This is a genomic window from Pseudomonas nabeulensis, from assembly GCF_004682045.1.
Classification (GTDB): domain Bacteria; phylum Pseudomonadota; class Gammaproteobacteria; order Pseudomonadales; family Pseudomonadaceae; genus Aquipseudomonas; species Aquipseudomonas nabeulensis.
Genome location: NZ_QUZT01000002.1, coordinates 1 through 14,826, shown reverse-complemented (window position 1 = coordinate 14,826; position 14,826 = coordinate 1). Strand labels below are relative to the sequence as shown.

The window sequence follows — 14,826 nt, the reverse complement described above, 5'->3', positions numbered from 1 at the left end:
TAGTTGGTCAGACTGGCTGGCCACGGTCCAATTTGCTGCTGAGGATGATCGAGGTGGTGGTTTTCTCCACGCCGTCGACGCTGCCGATCTGGTCCAGCAACTGATCAAGTTGTTCCGGCGAGTCAGTGCGCAGCCAGGCCACGTAATCGAACTCGCCGCTTACCGCGCACAACTGCTGGACCTGGGCCATGGCACTGAGCCTGCGCAGCACTTCCTTGCCGGAGCGCGGTTGCACCGTGATCCCCACGTAGGCTTGCAAGCCACCATCGGCCACCCGGTGCCCGAGGCGCACGCCGTAGCCGGTGATGACCTGGGTTTTTTCCAGGCGCGCGAGGCGCGAGGTCACCGTGGTCCGCGCGATACCCAATTGCCGAGCCAGCATGGCCACGCTTTCGCGGGCGTTGATCTGCAAGGCGGCGATCAGTTGGCGGTCGATTTCATCTAGGGCAGGCAAGGGAAGCTCCGGTACGGGCGGCGATGGGTTGGCATGTTACAGGCTTGCGTCGGCCAACAGGCAGCGCGCGAACAGCTGCGGCACCGGCAACTGGCGCTGGCTGTAGCGGCTGAGCAAGATGATCTCGCGGTAAAAAGTCAGATTTCCCAAGGGGATGATTCGTACCTTGGCGGCGTGTTCAAGCCACAGGCCAGCCTGAGGAATCAGCGACACGCCCAGGCCACACTCGACCATCTTGACGATGGCCTCCAGCTCGTCCAACTCAAGCGCTACCTGTACTTCAAGCTTTTGCTCACGCAGAAACCGGCTGACCAATCGCCCGCCAAACGAAGCGCGGTCGTAGCGCACATGGGGCTGCGTGCCGAGCAAGTGCAGCGGATCATCGCCCTCCAGCGAGTCCGGCACGATCAGCACGAATGGCTCCTTGCGCACCTCCTGCACATGCAATTCCTTGGGCAGATCAAACGGTGGGCGAATGATGATCGCCGAGTCCAACTCACCGGCATCCACCTGGCTGAGCAGTTCAAGGGATACGCCCGGCACCAGTTTGCACTCCACGGCGGGCGCGGCCTGACGCAAGCGCAGCAAGGCCTGGGGCAGCAGGCCGGTCTGGGCGGTGCCGATGGCGCCAACTTTCAGCTCGCCGCGGTACTCATTGGCATCCACCGGCACGCCCATGCGGTTGAAGGTTTCCAGGATGTCCCTGGCCAGCGGCAGTGCCCGCAAACCAGCGGCATTCAACGTAGCCTGGCGCCCGGTGCGGTCGAACAACTGCACGCCGAGCGCCTGTTCCAATTGGCGAATCTGCGCACTCACCGCCGACTGCGTCAGCCCGATATGCATGCCCGCCGCCGCAAACGTGCCGTGACGGCTTACCGCGATAAAAGTCTTCAATTCACGCAGCATGGGCGTCCCGATTGATCGAAATAATTTGAGCTCGGCGCAAAAACTATCGTCTTTTCATCACCTGGAGCAAGGCTAAACTCGATGCACTTAAATGCCCTTAGAGGTTTGACCTGATGACACTTGCACCTTTTCACCTGGCAATTCCGGTGTATGACTTGGCCGCCGCCCGGCACTTTTACGGCGAGGTCTTTGGCCTGGAGGAAGGGCGGTCCAGCGACCACTGGGTTGACTTCAACTTCTTCGGCCACCAACTGGTGATTCACGAACACCCGAAAACCGTCTCTCAGGAATCGGCGCATACCAATGCGGTGGACGGCCACGACGTGCCTGTACCGCATTTTGGTGTAGTGCTGGGCTGGGACGATTGGCAGGCCTTGGCAGATCGCTTGCAAGCACGGGACACGAAGTTTGTGCTGGAGCCGCACATTCGCTTCAAGGGGCAAGTGGGGGAGCAGGCCACGTTATTTCTGTTTGATCCGTGCGGCAATGCGCTGGAGTTCAAGGCGTTCAGGGATATTGGGCAGTTGTTCGCTAAATAACTGTAAGCGGCTGAAGCATACAAAGCCCCGGCTCTATGAGTCGGGGCTTTTTGCATTTTCGGCGGAGGGTTATAGGTCGCAAACAGACTTGGTGAGGTCGTACTAGGTCGGTTCATGCCCCGGGTTGGGACCTACCGTGGCCGCAGTTTTATATGGAAATCAATAAAAACAAAAAGCGAGGTTCCCTATGTCTACGCATTCGCCGCACCCGGGAAATGACAACCTGGCGCAAGGTTTCAAGCAGCGCCATGTCACCATGCTGTCTATCGCGGGCATTATCGGCGCGGGATTGTTTATCGGTTCCGGTCACGCCATCGCTGCCGCCGGCCCGTCCGCCATCATCGCCTATACCCTGGCCGGGCTGCTGGTGGTAATGGTGATGCGCATGCTCGGGGAAATGGCGATTGCCAGCCCCGACACCGGCTCGTTCTCCACCTATGCCGATAAGGCCATCGGCCCCTGGGCAGGGTTCACCATCGGCTGGCTGTACTGGTGGTTCTGGGTGCTGGTGATTCCGCTGGAGGCCATTGCCGCCGGCGTGGTGCTCAACACGTGGTTTCCTGGGGTTGAGACCTGGGTGTTCGCCTTGGCGACCATTGCGGTCCTGACGGTGACCAACCTGTTCAGCGTGGCCAAATATGGTGAGTTCGAGTTCTGGTTTGCCATGCTGAAGGTCATCGCCATCGTCTCGTTTATCGTGCTGGGGGCCTGCGCTTTGCTGGGCCTGCTTCCGGGGCGTGAAGTCAGCGGTGTAACGCGTCTGGTGGCCGAATACGGCGGCTTTATGCCCAACGGCTGGGAAGCGGTGATCGGTGCATTGCTGACCACCATGTTCAGCTTTGTCGGCACGGAAGCGGTGACCATCGCCGCCGCCGAATCCAAAGACCCGGCGCGCAATATCGCCAAGGCCACCAAGTCGGTGATCTGGCGCATCTGCTTGTTTTACATCTGCTCGATCTTCGTGATCATCTCGGTGGTGCCGTGGAACGACGCATTACTGCCGGTACAGGGTTCCTATCAGCGGGCGCTGGAGATCATGCACATCCCCAACGCCAAGACCCTGGTTGACCTGGTGGTATTGGTGGCGGTGGCCAGTTGCCTGAACTCGGCGATCTACATTTCTTCGCGGATGGTCTACTCGCTGAGCAAACGCAGCGAAGCGCCGGCGCTCCTGCAACGCACATCAAAGGCCGGCGTGCCACGGGCGGCGGTGATTGCCAGCACTGCCATTGGCCTGATGACCACCGCATTGAATTTTTTTGCCCCATCCGCCGTGTTCGCCTTTTTGCTGGCCAGCTCCGGCGCAATTGCCCTGCTGGTTTACCTGGTGATCGCGGTTTCCCAACTGCGCATGCGCGGCCAATTGTACAAGGACAACGCCCAGATCAAATTCAAGATGTGGCTGTTCCCCTGGCTGACCTGGTTGGTCATTGTCTTCATCGTCTTTGCTTTGGGCGTGATGCTGGTGATGCCGGCGCACCGCAGTGAAGTAATGGCAACGGGTGGGCTGACGCTGGGGATTGTGTTGCTGGGGATATTCAACGCGCGAGGGCATGGGCAAAAGGCGCAGGGCGTGGCACGAGGGAGTAAAGTGCCGGTGTGAGTCCCAGACACACAAAAGCCGCGCAATGCGCGGCTTTCTTGTTTGGTGGGCCCACACGGACTTGAACCGTGGACCAAAGGATTATGAGTCCTCTGCTCTGACCAACTGAGCTATAGGCCCTTAACAGGTCGCGGATTATAGCGATGGTTTCTCCGCTGTGCTATCCGAAAAATCCTCAAGGCGCATACGAAGGAAGGTAGCGGCAAACAACTCCGGCGGCAGCGGCAGGCTGACGATGTAGCCCTGCATCTGTTCGCAGCCTTCGGCGGCGAGGAAGGCTTGCTGCGCAGGGTTCTCCACGCCCTCGGCGATGATGGTGAATTGCATGCTGTGGCCCAGGGCGATGATGGCGCGCACGATGGCGGCGTCGTGGGGGTCGTCGGGCAGGCCGCGGACGAAGGACTGGTCGATCTTCAGGAAGTCCAGCGGCAGGCGCTTGAGGTAGCTGAGGGATGAATAGCCGGTGCCGAAGTCATCAATTGCCAGTTGTACGCCGAGGTGTTTGAGCTGGTGCAGCACCTCCAAGGCTTCCTCGGCCTGGCTCATGATGAAGTTTTCGGTGATCTCCAGTTGCAGGCGACCGGGTTCCAGTCGGTAGTCGCGTAACAATTGTTCGATGCGTGATAGCAAGTTCGGATGCCGCAGTTGCGCGCCGGCGAGGTTGACGGACAGTGGACCGAAATCTTCGAAGACGCGTTGCCAGGCCTGCATTTGCCGGCAGGCCTGTTCCAGTACCCAGTCGCCAATCTGCAGGATCATGCCGTTCTCTTCGGCCAGGGCGATGAAGTGTTCGGGTGGCACGTCGCCAAAAGTCGGATGACGCCAGCGGATTAATGCCTCGGCGCCGATCAGTTCCTGGGTGCTGAGGCTCAGTTTGGGTTGGTAGTACAAACTCAATTCGTCGCGCTCGATGGCGCGGCGCAGTTCGTGTTCCAGCGCCACGCGCTCGTTGGCCTGGGCAGTAAGGTCGCGGGTGTAGCTTTCCACGCGGTTGCGGCCTTTGGCCTTGGAGCGGTACATCGCGGCGTCGGCGTTCTTGACCAGGGTGGCCACGTCGGTGCCGTCCTGGGGGTAGAGGCTGGTGCCGATGCTGGCGCTGATAAAAAACTCGTGCTCGCCGGCCTGGAACGGTGGGGTGAAACAGGCCAGCAGCTTATTCGCCAGGTTCTCGGCGTCGCTGGCGTGTTGCAGGCCGGGAAGCAGGATGATGAATTCATCGCCACCCAGGCGGGCCACGGTGTCGATGTCGCGCAGTTGGTCTTTGAGACGCACGGCAATGTCTTTAAGCAGCAGGTCGCCAATCGGATGGCCGAGGCTGTCGTTGATGTGCTTGAAGCGGTCCAGGTCGAGAAACAGCACGGCGCCTTGCTTGCCGGTTTCCTGGTGACCGTTGAGGGCAGCCTGCAATCGGCTTTCGAACAGCGTGCGATTGGGCAGGCCGGTGAGCGGGTCGTGGTGCGCCTGGTAGTCGAGGCGAGCCTGGGCCAGCTTGAGGCTGGAGATATCGGCAAACACGGCGACAAAGTGCGTGATCAGGTGTTCGCGATTACGTACGGCGCTGATGGTCAGCCAGCTGGGGTACACCTCACCGTTCTTGCGGCGGTTGGAGATTTCACCTTGCCAATGCCCTTGGGCGGTCAACTGATGCCACATCGCCGCGTAGAAGGCGCTGTCGTGCAGGCCCGAGGCAAGCAGGCGAGGGGTATGACCGAGGGCTTCGGCTTCGCTGTAGCCGGTGATTTCGCTAAAGGCGCGGTTGACGGCGCTGATGTTCTGCCGGGTGTCGGTGATCAGCACGCCTTCGGCGGTGCTTTCGAACACGGTGGCCGCCTGTTGTAGTTTTTCCTGCATCAACTGACGTTCGGTGATGTCTCGGGCGATGGTGAGCATGCAGTCTTCGTCGCCAATCGGCAGGGGGCGGCTGGACAGCTCGCACAGGCGAATCTGGCCGTCGGCGCGGCGGATGTGGCAGATGAAATCGCGCACAAACCCATCGCGCTGCATCAGTTCCAGCATGTGTTTGCGTTCGTTGAGGTCGACCCAGATTCCCAGGTCCAGGGATGACTGGTCGAGGGAGATGGCGCTGGTGAAACCGGTCAGGCGGCTGAACCCTTCGTTGACCTCAATCAGCAGGCCATCCCGCTGGCGGCTCAGCAGCAAACCGTCCGGGGACGCGTGGAAAGCCTTGGCGAATTTTTCTTCGGAGGTTTGCAGCAGTTGCTGGGTTTCCTTGAGCTGGGTGATGTCGCGCACCACCACTACCAGGGCTTCGGTGGTGTCGAGCTGGAACGGCTCGGCCGAGATCAGGCCGGTAAAGGCCTGGCCGTTGCTGCGTAGAAAGGGCATCTCGAGGTTACGAATGCTGGTGGTTTGCACGCGCTGTAGCAGGTCGGGGCCGACGCCGTGGATGCCCCAGATATTCAGGTCGGTGGCGGTTTTGCCCACGACATCTGCGGCGCTGAGCCCGATCTGGTCTTCAAAGGCTTTGTTCACCTCCAGCAGGCAGCCATCCGACAACCGTGCGATCACCAGGATGTCCGGGCATTGCTGGAACACCGAGGCAAACTTCTGCTCGGACAGTTGCAAGGCTTCCTCAGTGCGCTTGGCCTCGCTGATATCGATCATCAGGCCGCGCAGTACAGGTTCATGGCCGTGCTCGATCAGGCTGACGATGTCCCGCACCCACAGGCAGCGCCCGTCGGCGGTGATCACCCGGTAGTCGACGCTGTGATCACGATTGGCGCGGGTCTCGCGGTAGCAATAGGCCTCGGTGCGCGTGAGGTCGGCGGGGTGGATGATATTGCGCCAGAAGCCTGGGATCAGCCAGTGCGCGCGGGGGTAGCCCAGCAACTCCTCGGCATGGGGCGACACGTAGCTGTAGGTGAAGTCGGTAACGTTGGCTTCCCAGGCGATGGCAGACAAACTCTCCACCAGGCCGCGATAGTGGTATTCGCTGCTGCGCAGCTCCTGTTCCAGGGCCACCCTGCGGGAAATTTCCGAGCTGAGGCGGCGATTGATCCGAATCACGATGGCCAATACGGTGCTCAGCAGCAATACCGCCGGCAGGCCATAGGTCAGCAGGTCGGTCCAGAATTCGCGGTGGTCGGTGAAACTGCCGACCCAGTGCTGCTGAATGGCGTCGGTTTCGTCCGGGCTGAGGTCGGCCAATACCTTGTCCAGGATGCCCACCAGCATTTTGTTGTCCCGTGGCACACCCATCGCCAGTTGGTAGCGGTAGGGTGTTTCGCCACTGACGTATAAACCATCGAGCTTGAGCTGGCGCAGGCTCCAGACGCTGGACGCCAGGTCGCCGACGACGGCATCGACTTCATCGGTGGCCAGGGCTTGCAGTGTGGAGCTGACATTGGGCATGGCCACCAGATTGAGGTCGGGGTGGTGAGTGCGCAGTAATTCATGGGGGGCGTAATTCTCTACTACGGCAATTTTCAGTCCGTAGAGGTCCTTGAGATTACGCGGTCGGGCGCCGCCCTCGTGGGCGAGGATCACGATGGGGAAATCCAGATAGGGCCGAGTGAACGCCATATAACCCTGGCGTTCGGGGGTGGACATGACGCCAGGCACCAGGTCGAGTTGATTGTTTCGGGCTTGCTCGAGCACCGCGCTCCAGTTGATGGGCTCGATAAGTTTGATCCGCACCCCCAGGCGCTCCTGAATCAGGCGCACATAGTCTGCGGAAAGGCCTTGATAGTGACCCTTTTCATCACGGTATTCGAAGGGGGGCCATGAGGCATCCACCCCCAGCCGCAGCTCCTGATGGTCCGCCAGCCAGCTACGCTCATCATCGGAAAGAGTCAACGCGCCAGCCGTTGCGGTCCAGGTCAGCAGCGACAGCAGCAACACAGTCGGCAATCTGGGCATAACGGTCTCGTTATGGCACGGGGAATGGTTCGAGTGTAGACGGGCATTGCGGGGGAGGGGTGTTGCTGAAGATTTTATCGATATAAAACAAAACCCCCGGCCTGGGCCGGGGGTTCTGGTATCACTCGTCGAGGAAGGAGCGCAGATGCTCGCTTCGCGTCGGGTGGCGCAACTTGCGCAGCGCCTTGGCTTCGATCTGACGGATCCGCTCGCGGGTCACGTCAAACTGCTTACCGACTTCCTCAAGGGTGTGGTCGGTATTCATGTCGATGCCGAAACGCATGCGCAGTACCTTGGCTTCACGGGCAGTGAGGCCGGACAGTACGTCGCGAGTCGCTTCTTTAAGGCTCTCAACGGTGGCGACATCGATTGGCGACTGCATGGTCGAGTCTTCGATGAAGTCACCCAGATGGGAGTCTTCGTCATCACCAATCGGGGTTTCCATGGAGATCGGCTCTTTAGCGATCTTCAATACCTTGCGGATTTTATCCTCAGGCATTTCCATGCGTTCGCCCAGCTCTTCCGGGGTCGGTTCGCGACCCATTTCCTGCAACATCTGCCGGGAAATACGGTTGAGCTTGTTGATGGTCTCGATCATGTGCACCGGAATACGGATGGTGCGGGCCTGGTCGGCGATCGAGCGAGTGATCGCCTGACGGATCCACCAGGTGGCATAAGTCGAGAACTTGTAGCCGCGACGGTATTCGAACTTGTCCACAGCCTTCATCAAGCCGATGTTGCCTTCCTGGATCAGGTCGAGGAATTGCAAGCCACGGTTGGTGTACTTCTTGGCGATGGAGATCACCAGACGCAAGTTCGCTTCAACCATCTCTTTCTTCGCGCGGCGGGCCTTGGCCTCACCGATCGACATACGACGGTTGATGTCCTTGATCTCGGCAATCGTCAGACCGGTTTCGGTCTCCAATGCTTGCAGCTTCTGCTGGCAACGGATGATGTCCGGCTGCAGGCGACCAATGGCTTCGGCGTACTTCGCCTTGCCTTTGGCCAGGGCGTCGGACCAGCTCTCGTCAACTTCGTTGCCCGGGAACTGGCGCAGGAAGTCGGCACGCGGCATGCGCGCATCACGGACACAGAGCTGCATGATCGCACGCTCTTGTGCACGCAAACGCTCAAGGGCGCTGCGAACCCGCTCAACCAGGCCTTCGAATTGTTTCGGCACCAGCTTGATCGGCATGAACAGCTCGGCCAATGCCAGCAGCTCGGCGATTGCCTGCTTGTTGGCGCGACCGTGCTTCTTCAACGCCTTGCGGGTGATTTCCATTTGATCGGAAACCGCACCGAAACGCTGGGCAGCGACGATCGGGTCTGGACCGCTTTCAACTTCTTCTTCGTCGTCACCGCTGGATTCAGCGTCGTCGTCGTCGGAGTCATCGTCCGCTTTCGCGGCCTTGGCATCGACAGGCGGCGGTACTTCGGCGGCCGGTGGCGCAATGCCGTCGTCCGGGTCGATGTAACCGCTCAGGACGTCGGACAGGCGGCCACCTTCGGTGGTGACGCGATTGTACTCGGAGAGAATGTGGTCAACCGTGCCAGGGAAGTGCGCAATGGCGCCCATCACTTCACGGATACCCTCTTCGATACGCTTGGCGATTTCGATCTCGCCTTCGCGTGTCAGCAGCTCGACGGTACCCATTTCACGCATATACATGCGAACAGGGTCGGTGGTACGACCGATATCGGTCTCCACGGCAGCCAGCGCGGCAGCCGCTTCTTCAGCGGCAGCCTCGTCGGTATCGGCGTCCGCCAGCATAAGGGAATCCTTATCTGGCGCAGCTTCGAATACGTTGATCCCCATGTCGTTAATCATGCGGATGATGTCTTCCACCTGCTCTGGATCTGAAATATCCTCAGGCAGGTGGTCGTTGACCTCCGCGTAAGTCAGGTAACCCTGCTCACGACCGAGAACGATCAACTCTTTGATACGAGACTGCTGTTGCGCTTTTCCGGACATAACACCCTATCCACTGAAGGTCTTGGCGGGCAAAAAACAAGCCGAGGATTATACCCGAGCTATGACCTCACACGCCAGCTGAGGTCGGGTTTGATGCGGAAACATTCTGTTTTAAGAGGTCGCGCATCTGTTTTGCTATCTGAATTTGCTCTTCAGCCGACAATCCCGGCTGCCTTGCTTTCTTGATGAGTTCATCGAGGGTCTGCGTGTGCTGACCCGCGGATAACCTAGTAATGGTGTCTAAAAACTGTTGTTCAAGGTTATCGCCGTCAATTAGCCACTCCTTTTCTGCGAGTGCCTTCAACAGCCGGCCTTGTTCGGTGCCATGCCAACGAGCCATGAGCTGAATGGAGTTTAGCTTAGGATTTTTCTGCACGGCTTCGATCAAGGCGATCAGTACTTGTGCATAGGTGTTGCTTTCGTTGGCAAAGTGATCGGCACTTTCGACTTTGCTGGCCAGTTGTGGATGGTGGATCAACGTGCGTAATGCAATCAGTGTCGGTGCTTCTACCGCTACCGGAGTGCGGGGCGCGTAGTTTTCGTCGCGGTCACCGCGCTTACCGTTTTTGCTCCAGGGTTTCTTGTCCCACTTTTTGCCGCCAGCCCCCGGCTTTTTCGGCGTCCACTCCTGCTGGGGCGCGTAGGCCTCCTGCGGTTGGTGGAAGTCGGAATAGTCCGGCATGGCGTCGTAATCCATGCCTGGATCGTAGGCCGGTGGTGGTGCATCGTGCGGGGCGCTATGCACCAGCTGGGCGACGGCTTCGCCACTTAATCCAGTGATTTCCAGCAAGCGCATGCGCATCAGTGATTTCAGGTTCGCGCCGGGGACTTTGTCGATCAGCGGCGCTGCGAGGGTGGCCATATGGGCCTTGCCTTCGAGGGAGCGCGGGTCGGCTTCTTCGGTCAGTTGCTGGAAGAAATAGTCGGCCAGCGGCTGAGCGTGCTGGTTGATGCGTGCGCGGAATGCGTCAGTGCCTTCGGCGCGTACCAGAGAGTCCGGGTCTTCGCCTTCGGGCAGGAACAGAAAGCGCGCGCGGCGCCCGTCCTGCAGGCTCGACAGCGTGGCTTCCAGTGCGCGCCAGGCGGCGTTGCGGCCGGCCTGGTCGCCGTCGAAGCAGAACAGTACGCTTGGGACTACGCGAAACAGGCGCTTCAAATGTTCTTCGCTGGTGGCGGTACCCAGGGTGGCCACGGCGTTGCGCAAGCCTTGCTGGGCCAGGGCGATTACGTCCATATAGCCTTCAACCACGATAATCTCATCGAGGTTGCGGTTGTTCTTGCGTGCTTCGAACAGCCCGTAGAGTTCTTGGCCTTTATGGAAGACCGGGGTTTCCGGGGAGTTCAGGTACTTGGGTTTGTCGTCCCCCAGCACGCGACCACCAAAGGCAATGATGCGGCCACGGCTGTCGCGAATCGGGAACATCACCCGGTCGCGAAAGCGGTCGTAGCGCTTGCCGGACTCGGTGTTTTCTACCAGCAGGCCGGCGTCGATCATGGCTTTTTGCTGCAGGGTGTCGCTGCTCAAATGCTTGTACAGATTGTCCCAGCCGGGCGGGGCAAAGCCGAGGCCGAAGTCACGAGCGACTTCGCCGGTGAGGCCGCGGCCCTTGAGGTAGTCGACAGCAGCCTTGCGTTGCGGATGGCTTTTAAGCGCCTGACGATAAAAGTCGGCAGCGGCCGTCAGCAGCGGGTACAGCGGCGAGTCGGTGGGCTGTCGCGGTTTGTGCGGGCGGCCACTTTCTTCGCGGGGGATTTCCATGCCGGCGGCTTTGGCCAGGTCTTCGACAGCCTGGGGGAAGTCCAGGTTGTCGTGGTCCATCAGGAAGCCGAGGGCATTGCCGCCTGCGCCGCAGCCGAAGCAATAGTAGAACTGCTTGTCGGGGCTAACGCTGAACGACGGGGTTTTTTCCTTGTGGAACGGGCAGCAGGCGGTGTAGTTTTTGCCGGCTTTTTTCAGTTGCACGCGCGAACTGACAACATCGACGATGTCGGTGCGGTTCAGAAGGTCGTCAATAAAGCTCTGTGGAATCAGCCCGGCCATGGCGTTCTCGTCATCACTGCGTGTAAATGAGGGCCCGTGAAGTGTTCAAGCCAACGTGTCGTCGGGCTCGATCAGCAATCGTCTGCTTGGGTTGCATAGAAGTGTATCTGCCGAACATTCACTGACGTTAGTTTCTGGTCAGTCTTTGGCAAGGAAGAAAAGGGGGTGTGCTCGTCAGTAGCCTTGGCAGGCTCGTCAGAAGAGACGTGCACGCTGGCAAAAGAGCCAGTTCTGACGTGTGAAGCAGTTGTCTCGGTCGCGTGTGCGGCGTCGACAGTGAAGCATCAAGCGATATCCGCAAATGCCAATAGCCCGGCTGAGGGCCGGGCTTGGCAGAAGCTTGCTACGAACGTCTGTGTATTAGTACAGACGAACGGCGCGGCGCTGTTCGCGCTGAACTTTCTTGGCGTGACGCTTAACAGCGGCTGCTGCTTTACGCTTACGCTCAGAAGTTGGCTTCTCGTAAAATTCGCGGCTACGAACTTCAGCCAGTACACCGGCTTTTTCGCAGGAGCGCTTGAAACGACGCAGAGCTACGTCGAAGGGTTCGTTCTCTTTAACTTTGACGGCTGGCATCCAGAGCTACCTTCTTTCATTACCGGGATCAACGTTCTCGTCGCAAACAATTCGCGGCTGAGGTCGTCGGTTTTTAAGGGTTGCGGATGTTAACCCCTCATTGACCGGAATGCAAAGCCTCTGATCGAAAACCGCTAGTCGGGAGGGGGAGTGGCGACTATTATGCGCGCCTTCGAATTTAGCCTCTACAAGGCGCAAACCCATGCTAGTACTGGGACTTGAAACCTCCTGCGACGAAACCGGTGTCGCACTATACGACAGTGAACGCGGGCTCTTGGCCGATGCACTGTTCAGTCAGATCGACCTGCACCGCGCCTATGGCGGCGTGGTGCCGGAGCTGGCCAGCCGTGATCACGTCAAGCGCATGCTGCCGCTGATTCGCCAAGTGCTGGACGAGGCTGGCTGCGTGCCGACCGAGATCGATGCCATTGCCTACACTGCGGGCCCCGGATTGGTCGGAGCCCTGCTGGTTGGGGCCTCTTGCGCCCAGGCACTGGCCTTTGCCTGGGGCATTCCGGCCCTCGGTGTGCACCATATGGAAGGCCATTTACTGGCGCCCATGCTGGAAAAAACACCGCCTGAGTTCCCGTTCGTCGCTTTGTTGGTTTCCGGCGGCCATACGCAGTTGGTTCAGGTCGATGGCATCGGCCAATACACGTTGTTGGGCGAATCTTTGGATGACGCCGCCGGCGAAGCCTTCGACAAGACTGCGAAAATGATGGGCCTCAATTATCCCGGTGGCCCGGAAATCGCCCGGCTGGCCGAAAAAGGCGTGGCGGGTCGCTACACCTTCCCGCGCCCGATGTGCGATCGCCCAGGCCTGATGTTCAGTTTCAGTGGCTTGAAAACCTCCGCGTTGAACACCTGGCAGCAGAGCGTCAGCGCCGGGGACGACAGTGAGCAAGCCCGTTGCGACATCGCGCTGGCGTTCCAGCAGGCCGTGGTGGAGACTTTGACCATCAAGTGCAAGCGTGCCCTGAAACAGGCCGGCATGAAGCGCCTGGTGATCGCAGGCGGCGTCAGCGCCAACAAGGCCTTGCGTGCCTCGCTGGAAAAAATGCTCGGCGACATGAAGGGCGATGTGTTCTACGCGCGCCCTGAATTCTGCACCGATAACGGCGCAATGATCGCCTACGCCGGGTGCCAGCGCTTGCAGGCCGGGCAGCACGAAAGCCTGGCAATCAGCGTGCAGGCCCGTTGGCCGATGGAGCAGTTGTCGCCGTTGTAAGGCGCGATGTGAGCGATGCTCAACGGGTGAATTTAAAAATGCCGTTCGCGCCCGGCAAACAGGTCGCGTAAATTGCCGCGATGGCGCCAGACGATCAGCAGTGTCAAAACGCTCATCGGCAACAGCGCCGCGGGTTCCTGCCAGGCCAGCAAGGGCAGGGTCAGCGGGGTGGCGATCAACGCGGCAAGTGAGCTGGTGCGGGTCAGGTAGAACGTCAGCAGCCAGGCGAGTACCGCCAGCAACGCTGCCGGTGGGTAGATCCCCAGCAACATGCCGGCCGCCGTGGCGACACCCTTGCCACCGCGAAAGCGGAAGTACAGCGGAAACAGATGGCCGAGGACGGCACAGACGCCGACCCAGGCCTGCTGTTGCAGGGTAAGGCCGGCGAGGTTGGCGATCAGCACGGGCAGCAAGCCTTTGCACAGGTCGCCGAGCAACGTCAGCACGGCAAGTTTCTTGCCGGCCAAGCGCAACATATTGGTGGCGCCGGCATTGCCTGAGCCACTCATTCGCGGATCGGGATTTCCCGTGAGGCGGCTGAGCAGAATGGCGAAGGACAGCGAGCCGAGCAGGTAGGCGAGAATCGCCAGTGACCAAAACATGCTAACTATTCCGGGCGAGGACGCCCTGATTCTAACGGGGCATCGCGCCCTTGTCGTGCTGCGGAGAAGAGTGCTTGGACAGAGTGTTTATCGAAGGCCTGGAAGTCGACACCGTGATCGGGGCCTACGACTGGGAGCGCGGAATCCGCCAATGCCTGCGCCTGGACCTGAGCTTCGCCTGGGACAACCGCCCGGCCGCTGCTGGTGACGACCTGACCCTGGCGCTGGATTACGCCAGTGTGTCTGCGCGTATCCAGGCCTTTGCCGAGCAATCCCAGTACCAACTGGTGGAAACCTTTGCCGAGCGTTTGGCCGAAGTGTTGATGAGCGAGTTCCAGATTCCCTGGCTGCACCTCAAGTTGACCAAGCCAGGCGCCGTGCCGGCCGCCAAAGGCGTGGGTGTGGAGATCGAGCGCGGATGTCGCTAACTCAGGTTTACCTTGGCCTTGGCAGCAATATCGAGCGCGAGTCCCATCTGCGTGCCGGGCTTGACGCGTTGGCAAGTTTCTTGACGGATATGCGCTGCTCGCCGGTGTTCGAAAGCCAGCCAGTGGGTATCAAGAGTGGGCCGTTCTTCAATCTGGTGGTGTCGGCCAATACTGACCTGCCGTTGATGGAGCTGGACCGCCGCTTGAAATTCATCGAGGCCGATAACGGTCGTTATGCGCCGGACCGCAAGGGCCTGCCGCTGGATATCGACGTGCTGCTGTATGGCGACCTGGTGGGTAACTTTGACGGCCTGGTCCTGCCGCGTGCAGAAATCCTGAAAAACGCCTTCGTGTTGTGGCCGTTGTCGTTGATGGCACCGCAGCGTGTGCATCCCGAGGCGGGCAAGAGCCTGGCCGATCTGTGGCGCGATGCGCAGATCGACCAGGTGCTGGCGCCTGTAGGATTTGAGTGGCAAGGCCAGCAACTTACACCGGCGGATCTCCTGTAGTCACCGATTCTCTTGGCTTGACCGGATTCAAATGTGGGAGCGGGCTTGCCCTAATGCCTGTTAGTTAAGAGATGACAGGAGCAACACCG

Annotated in this window: 12 protein-coding genes and 1 tRNA gene; 5 read left to right on the top strand and 8 right to left on the bottom strand. The window is 59.8% G+C overall.

All coding sequences use genetic code 11. The features are described 5' to 3' along the window. Positions 1-7 precede the first annotated feature (7 nt). Both DYL61_RS01530 and DYL61_RS01525 read right to left on the bottom strand, forming a co-directional pair. The gene (locus DYL61_RS01530) at positions 8-454 is read right to left on the bottom strand and encodes an Lrp/AsnC family transcriptional regulator (protein WP_135306921.1); all 447 of its coding nucleotides are present in this window, start codon (positions 452-454) and stop codon (positions 8-10) included. Between the two features lie 36 nt (positions 455-490). Continuing rightward, positions 491-1,360 carry a LysR family transcriptional regulator gene (locus DYL61_RS01525; RefSeq protein WP_135306920.1) on the bottom strand — a complete coding sequence of 290 codons (870 nt, stop codon included), beginning with the start codon at positions 1,358-1,360 and terminating at the stop codon, positions 491-493. A 113-nt stretch (positions 1,361-1,473) separates the two neighbouring features. Here DYL61_RS01525 and DYL61_RS01520 point away from each other — a divergent pair, with 113 nt between their 5' ends. Next, complete coding sequence (locus tag DYL61_RS01520; RefSeq protein ID WP_135306919.1) at positions 1,474-1,899, top strand: VOC family protein; 426 nt, start codon at positions 1,474-1,476, stop codon at positions 1,897-1,899. A 187-nt stretch (positions 1,900-2,086) separates the two neighbouring features. Next, a complete protein-coding gene (gene gabP / locus DYL61_RS01515; RefSeq protein ID WP_135306918.1) occupies positions 2,087-3,502 on the top strand; it encodes a GABA permease in 1,416 nt (471 codons plus the stop codon). A gap of 43 nt (positions 3,503-3,545) precedes the next feature. Here gabP and DYL61_RS01510 read toward each other — a convergent pair. The 5 genes from DYL61_RS01510 to rpsU form a co-directional block, all read right to left on the bottom strand. Next, positions 3,546-3,622: transfer RNA gene (locus DYL61_RS01510), tRNA-Ile, on the bottom strand. Between the two features lie 15 nt (positions 3,623-3,637). Beyond that, the gene (locus DYL61_RS01505) at positions 3,638-7,381 is read right to left on the bottom strand and encodes a bifunctional diguanylate cyclase/phosphodiesterase (protein WP_135306917.1); all 3,744 of its coding nucleotides are present in this window, start codon (positions 7,379-7,381) and stop codon (positions 3,638-3,640) included. Positions 7,382-7,502: 121 nt separating this feature from the next. Further along, positions 7,503-9,353: an RNA polymerase sigma factor RpoD gene (gene rpoD / locus DYL61_RS01500; protein ID WP_135306916.1), complete on the bottom strand. Its 1,851-nt coding sequence runs from the start codon at positions 9,351-9,353 to the stop codon at positions 7,503-7,505. Positions 9,354-9,420: 67 nt separating this feature from the next. Continuing rightward, a complete protein-coding gene (dnaG, locus tag DYL61_RS01495) occupies positions 9,421-11,394 on the bottom strand; it encodes a DNA primase (protein ID WP_135306915.1) in 1,974 nt (657 codons plus the stop codon). Between the two features lie 360 nt (positions 11,395-11,754). Further along, positions 11,755-11,970, bottom strand: coding sequence for a 30S ribosomal protein S21 (rpsU, locus tag DYL61_RS01490; protein ID WP_002551877.1), 216 nt, complete (start codon positions 11,968-11,970; stop codon positions 11,755-11,757). A gap of 202 nt (positions 11,971-12,172) precedes the next feature. On the opposite strand from rpsU, the gene tsaD reads away from it, so the two are divergent. After that, positions 12,173-13,198 carry a tRNA (adenosine(37)-N6)-threonylcarbamoyltransferase complex transferase subunit TsaD gene (gene tsaD, locus DYL61_RS01485; protein ID WP_105698159.1) on the top strand — a complete coding sequence of 342 codons (1,026 nt, stop codon included), beginning with the start codon at positions 12,173-12,175 and terminating at the stop codon, positions 13,196-13,198. A 32-nt stretch (positions 13,199-13,230) separates the two neighbouring features. On the opposite strand, the gene plsY is transcribed toward tsaD, so the two are convergent. Further along, positions 13,231-13,800, bottom strand: a complete 570-nt coding sequence (plsY, locus tag DYL61_RS01480; RefSeq protein ID WP_065938231.1) for a glycerol-3-phosphate 1-O-acyltransferase PlsY — start codon at positions 13,798-13,800, stop codon at positions 13,231-13,233. Between the two features lie 74 nt (positions 13,801-13,874). Between plsY and folB the strand changes: the two genes are divergently transcribed. Continuing rightward, entirely contained in the window at positions 13,875-14,228 is a 354-nt protein-coding gene (folB, locus tag DYL61_RS01475) for a dihydroneopterin aldolase (RefSeq protein ID WP_015886183.1), read from the top strand. After that, on the top strand, positions 14,219-14,737 hold the full coding sequence (gene folK, locus DYL61_RS01470; protein ID WP_135306914.1) for a 2-amino-4-hydroxy-6-hydroxymethyldihydropteridine diphosphokinase: 519 nt from the start codon (positions 14,219-14,221) through the stop codon (positions 14,735-14,737). The genes folB and folK overlap by 10 nt, the downstream gene beginning before the upstream one ends. The last annotated feature ends 89 nt before the right edge of the window (positions 14,738-14,826 follow it).

Bases quoted from the DNA above. Each gene is read 5' to 3' on its own strand.
- DYL61_RS01525 (WP_135306920.1), bottom strand. From the start codon at position 1,360: ATGCTGCGTGAATTGAAGACTTTTATCGCGGTAAGCCGTCACGGCACG.
- DYL61_RS01520 (WP_135306919.1), top strand. From the start codon at position 1,474: ATGACACTTGCACCTTTTCACCTGGCAATTCCGGTGTATGACTTGGCC.
- gabP (WP_135306918.1), top strand. From the start codon at position 2,087: ATGTCTACGCATTCGCCGCACCCGGGAAATGACAACCTGGCGCAAGGT.
- DYL61_RS01505 (WP_135306917.1), bottom strand. From the start codon at position 7,381: ATGCCCAGATTGCCGACTGTGTTGCTGCTGTCGCTGCTGACCTGGACC.
- rpoD (WP_135306916.1), bottom strand. From the start codon at position 9,353: ATGTCCGGAAAAGCGCAACAGCAGTCTCGTATCAAAGAGTTGATCGTT.
- dnaG (WP_135306915.1), bottom strand. From the start codon at position 11,394: ATGGCCGGGCTGATTCCACAGAGCTTTATTGACGACCTTCTGAACCGC.
- rpsU (WP_002551877.1), bottom strand. From the start codon at position 11,970: ATGCCAGCCGTCAAAGTTAAAGAGAACGAACCCTTCGACGTAGCTCTG.
- tsaD (WP_105698159.1), top strand. From the start codon at position 12,173: ATGCTAGTACTGGGACTTGAAACCTCCTGCGACGAAACCGGTGTCGCA.
- plsY (WP_065938231.1), bottom strand. From the start codon at position 13,800: ATGTTTTGGTCACTGGCGATTCTCGCCTACCTGCTCGGCTCGCTGTCC.
- folK (WP_135306914.1), top strand. From the start codon at position 14,219: ATGTCGCTAACTCAGGTTTACCTTGGCCTTGGCAGCAATATCGAGCGC.